The sequence below is a fragment of the Streptomyces chilikensis genome, assembly GCF_001642695.1.
Classification (GTDB): domain Bacteria; phylum Actinomycetota; class Actinomycetes; order Streptomycetales; family Streptomycetaceae; genus Streptomyces; species Streptomyces chilikensis.
This window is the reverse complement of record NZ_LWCC02000149.1, coordinates 1-4,720: the sequence shown is the minus strand read 5'-3', so window position 1 is coordinate 4,720 and position 4,720 is coordinate 1. Positions and strand designations below refer to the sequence as shown.

3 protein-coding genes are annotated in these 4,720 nt (G+C 77.4%); all 3 read right to left on the bottom strand.

Translation table 11 applies throughout. From position 1 onward, the window contains the following. Nucleotides 1-245: 245 nt before the first annotated feature. The 3 genes from A2U95_RS29305 to A2U95_RS29295 all read right to left on the bottom strand — a co-directional run bounded on the left by A2U95_RS29305 (nucleotide 246) and on the right by A2U95_RS29295 (nucleotide 4,674). Nucleotides 246-953 carry a copper homeostasis protein CutC gene (locus tag A2U95_RS29305; protein WP_240958339.1) on the bottom strand — a complete coding sequence of 236 codons (708 nt, stop codon included), beginning with the start codon at nucleotides 951-953 and terminating at the stop codon, nucleotides 246-248. A 64-nt stretch (nucleotides 954-1,017) separates the two neighbouring features. Further along, on the bottom strand, nucleotides 1,018-1,695 hold the full coding sequence (locus tag A2U95_RS29300) for a maleylpyruvate isomerase family mycothiol-dependent enzyme (protein ID WP_166028563.1): 678 nt from the start codon (nucleotides 1,693-1,695) through the stop codon (nucleotides 1,018-1,020). A 9-nt stretch (nucleotides 1,696-1,704) separates the two neighbouring features. Next, nucleotides 1,705-4,674, bottom strand: a complete 2,970-nt coding sequence (locus tag A2U95_RS29295) for a helix-turn-helix transcriptional regulator (RefSeq protein ID WP_206283114.1) — start codon at nucleotides 4,672-4,674, stop codon at nucleotides 1,705-1,707. Nucleotides 4,675-4,720: the final 46 nt, after the last annotated feature.

The following is a 4,720-nucleotide window of genomic DNA, read 5'->3' as shown; positions in this document are numbered from 1 at the left end:
CCCCACGGGCGGGGCCGTCACGCTTCCCCCGAGGCCCGGCCGCCCGAACCAGCACGGCGCCCGCCCCGCGGGCGGCACGCCCCGGCCCGCCCCACGGGCACGGACCGCCCCGCGGAGCGGCACCCCGTGGCCGTCCCGCGAGCACGGCCACCCCGCCGTGGCGGCACACCCCGGACCGCCCCCGCGGGGCGGTCCGTGCCCGTGCCCGCGGGGCGGTCCGTGCCCGCCCCCGCGGGGCGGGGGCGTCACGCCGCGGGCGTGCCGTCCACGACCGCGCGCCACTCCCGCACCGCCCCCGCGGACACCCGCCCGTCCCACCCTCCGGCCCGCACCGCGCCGCCGACGTGGAACGCCCGCACGCCCCCGGCCCGCAGCACCGGCACGTGCTCCAGCCGCAGTCCCCCGCCGGCCATCAGCCCGGGGTCGCCCGGGGACAGGGCGGCGGCCTCCGCGAGGAGCACGGGGAGGCCGGTCCCCACCCCGCCCGCCGCGCCCGCGGTGAGGCACAGGTCCGCCCCCGGCAGCTCCGCGACGGCCTTGCGCACCGCGTCCCGGTCCGTCGCGTGGTCGAGGGCCCGGTGGAACGTCCAGGCGCAGCCGTCGAGCGCGCCCACCACCCGTTCCATCGCGGGGACGTCCAGCAGCCCGCCCTCGTCCAGGAAACCGAGGACGAACTCCGTCGCCCCCGCCTCCCGCAACTCCTCGGTTCTCCGCACCAGTTCGGTCACGCCCGCTTCTCCGCCGGCGGAGAAGCCGTCGGCGAGCCGCAGCATCACCCGCACCGGCAGGTCCACCGCCGCCCGCGCCGAGGCGTAGGCGCCGGCGGACGGGGTCAGCCCGTCCGCCGCCATGTCCGTCACCAGTTCCAGCCGGTCCGCCCCGCCGTCCTGCGCCGCGACCGCGTCCTCGGCGTCGAGCGCGATCACCTCCAGCACCGCACGCTCCACGCCCACGGGCAACCACCCCAAAGGTCTAGTCCAATCGGACCCCCAGCGTACGCGCCCCGGCCCGGCGCGGTCAGCCGAAGAGGTTGAGCTCCGCCTCCTTCACCCCGGCCAGTTCGTACGGCGCCCCCGTCACCGGCCGCCCCGCGTACAGCCGGATCAAGGTCGCCGCGTCCCCGATGTACCGCCCGGGCGCCACCCCGCCGTCCCCCAGCCGCAGCGGCTCGTCGTAGCCGTCCAGGTCGGCGTGGACGGGGACGAGGCGGAGCGTCCCGGTCACCCTGGCCAGCAGCCGCAGCGCGTCCGCCTGCCCGGGTCCGGCGTAGGCCCCCGGCAGCCCCCACGCCTCCCGCACGTCACCGGCGTGCACCCACTCGCCGAGCGCCACCCCGTCCCGGGCGCCGTCCTCCCGGCCGGCGATCACGGCGCCGGCCTCGCCCATCCCCCGGTCCAGTTCGTCGACGACGCGGGCCACCGGCCAGTCGGCGCGCTCCGCGATGTCCCGCGCGTTGTGCCCGGGGCTGCCGACCTCCTCCTCCCACCGGTCCTCCACCAGACGGGTGAGCACCGCGCCGCAGTGGGCCAGCGCGTCACGCACCGTCCAGCCGGGGCAGGCGGGCACGGGCGCCAGGAAGTCCGCCTCCGGCCGGGACCTCAACAGCGGGATCAGGGCGTCGCGTTCGAGGGTCAGCAGCCGGCCCGGCAGCTGCGGGTCGCGGGCGAGTCGTCGTGCGTCGGCAGGAGTCGTCATGCCGTCACGCTAGGCGCGGTCGCCGCTCCCCACCAGCCCGCGCCGGTGCGCCAGCGCGGCGGCCTCGCCGCGGGTGGCGACCCCCAGCTTGGCCAGGATGTTGGAGACGTGCACGCTCGCCGTCTTGGGCGAGATGTGCAGCGCGTCGGCGATCTGACGGTTGCTCCGCCCCGCCGCGACCAGCGGCAGCACGTCCCGCTCCCGCGCCGTCAGCCCGAACCCGTCCCCCGGCACGCGCGCCGCGCGGGAGGGGAGCAGCGCCCCGGCCGCCTCGGCCAGCGGGCGGGCCCGGAGGTGGCGGGCGACCGCGGTGACCAGGTCCAGCAGTTCGGCGGCCCGCTCCGGGTCGCCGTCGCCACCGCGGGCGACCAGCGACTCGGCGAGCCGGAGCCGGACCCGGGCCAGGTCGTACGGCCGCTCCAGCGTCTCGAACGCGGCGACCGCACCGGACCAGTCGTCCACCTCCGCCCCCGTCCCCGCCCCGGCGCCGTCCCGCGCCCGCCGCAGCGACGCCCGCAGCCACAGCTCGTACGCCTGCCACACCGGCGCCGGGGTGGCCAGCCGGCGGCCGACGGTGCGGAGCCGCTCCAGCACCCCTTCGTCCGCGGTCCCCGCGGCGATCTCCGTCTCCGCCCCCGCGAGCAGCAGCGGCCAGCCGTAGACGACGGCCCCCGGCGGCAGCCCGGCGTCCAGTGCCCCCAGCAGCGCGGCCCGCGCCTCGTCGGTCCGGCCACGGGCCGACGCCAGCAGCAGCCTGGCGCGGGCCGTCGGAAGGGACTCCTGCGGCAGCCGGTCGCTGGTGCCGAACAGCTCCCGCGCCTCCTCCAGCAGCCCCGACGCCTCCTCCACCTCGCCCCGGTGCAGCGCGACGAGGGCCGAGATCAGGCGGCCTATCCCCTGCGGCTTCGCGGCGTGCCCGATCCGCTGGGTCTTCTCGTCGGCCCGCAGCGCGCCGTCCCAGTCGCCCACCGAGTACAGCGTCTCGGCGAGGTTGGCGTGCACCCAGGCCCTGGAGACCACCAGGCCGTTGCTCTTGGTGAAGGCGGCGCCCTCCTCCAGCATCGCCACGGCCTCCCGGTAGCGGCCCACCGACTCCAGCTCCGAGGGAAGGTTCACGTACACCCGGGCGGCCTGGTCGGCCAGGCCGGCGGCGACCGCCTCCTCCCTGACCGCGTACAGCTCCCGCAGTCCGCCGGCCACGTCGCCGGAGTGGAAGAGCAGGCAGCCCAGGGTGGCCCGGGCGTTCAGCTCGGCGGGCAGGGCGCCGAGCATGCGGGCGTACTCGACGGCGTGCTCGGCGGAGGCGATCGCCTCGGGCCCCTGGTGCCGGACCATCGCCCAGGCGGCCGAGTGGGCCAGCACCCAGGCGCGCACCCGGGACGGCGGCAGACCGCGGGTCAGCTCCCGCGCCCTGTCGAGTTCGGCCCGGCCGTCACCGCGCGCCTGCGCCTGCACCAGCAGGGACGTCTGGTTCCAGAACCAGGCGGCGCGCAGCGGGTCGCGGTTCTCGTCCAGCAGCTTCAGGGCGCGCCGGGCCAGCTTCAGCGCCCGGTCCCGTTCTCCGCACAGCCGGCCGGCGACCGTGGCCTGCGACAGGAGGTCGACGTAGTCGGGCCCCCCGGACCGCTCGCCGGGGCCGCGCAGCGACATGTCCTCGGACTCGGCCGCCCGCAGCCCGTCCCGGACCTCCTCGGGCGCGATGTCCCACAGTTCCAGCGCCCGCTCCAGCAGGTGCAGCTGCTCGGCGTAGGCACGCCGGCAGCTCGCCTCGAGGGCGGCCTCCAGCACGGCGGGCAGCGCCTTCGCGGCGTCGTGGGCGCAGTACCAGTAGCCGGCCAGCCGGGTGACGCGCCGGTCGGGGGCGACCAGGGTGGGGTCGGCCTCCAGCGCCTCGGCCAGGCGCCGGTTGATGCGGGCGCGCTCACCGGGCAGCAGGTCGTCGGCGACGGCTTCGCGGACCAGGGAGTGGCGGAACCGGTAGCAGTTCCCCTCGGCCTCGGTGAGCAGCAGGTTGGCGCCGACCGCGGCCCGCAGGGCCTCGTCCAGCCGGTCCTCGGGCAGTTCGGCGACGGCGGCGAGCAGCCGGTGCTCCACGGAGGATCCGGCCTCGGCGAGGATCCGCACCACCCGCTGGGCCTCGTCGGGCAGCCGCTCGACGCGCACCAGCAGCAGGTCGTGCAGCGAGTCGGCACTGTCCGAGCAGGCGAGTTCCTCGACGAAGAAGGCGTTGCCGTCGGAGCGGCGGTAGATCTCGTCGACGCGGTCGGAGGCGGGCGCGGCGCCCTGGATGCCGGTCAGCTGACGGGCCACCTCGTCCCGGCTGAAGCGGCCCAGTTCGACCCTGCGGACGGTGCGCAGGCGGTCCAGTTCGGCGAGAAGCGGGCGCAGCGGGTGACGGCGGTGGACGTCGTCGGAGCGGTAGGTGGCGAGGACCAGCAGGCGGCCGGTGCGCAGGGTGCGCAGCAGGTAGGCGAGGAGGTGGCGGGTGGAGGTGTCGGCCCAGTGGAGGTCCTCGATGACCAGGACCACGGTGCGGGCGGCGGAGAGCTCCTCCAGCAGGCGGGCTATGAGTTCGAAGAGCCGGGCCATGCCCTCGTCGTCGTGACGTCCGGGCACGGCGTCGCCCAGTTCCGGGAGCAGGCGGGCGAGTTCGTCCTCCTGGCCTGCGGCCGCGGCGGCCAGTTCCCCGGGGAGTTCGCGCCGGAGCACCCGCAGGGCGGTGGAGACGGGTGCGAAGGGGAGCCCGTCGGCGCCGATCTCCACGCAGCCGCCGACGGCGACCACCGCGCCGCGGCGGGTCGCGGCGGCGGCGAACTCCTCGACGAGCCGCGTCTTGCCCACCCCGGCCTCGCCGCCGAGCAGCAGCGCCTGCGGCTCGGCGGCGTCCGCCCGCCCGAGCGCCTCGCCGAGGACCCGCAGTTCCTCCGTCCGCCCGACGAACACGGGGCTCACGTTCCTGGTCTCCACGCCTCGGAGCATCGCACAGGCCTCCGATGCGGCGGCAGCGGCCGTGCTCGGCCCGGCC

What these genes read in the sequence shown, in the direction of transcription:
- A2U95_RS29300 (WP_166028563.1), bottom strand. Translation starts at nt 1,695, where the DNA reads ATGACGACTCCTGCCGACGCACGACGACTCGCCCGCGACCCGCAGCTG.
- A2U95_RS29295 (WP_206283114.1), bottom strand. Translation starts at nt 4,674, where the DNA reads ATGCTCCGAGGCGTGGAGACCAGGAACGTGAGCCCCGTGTTCGTCGGG.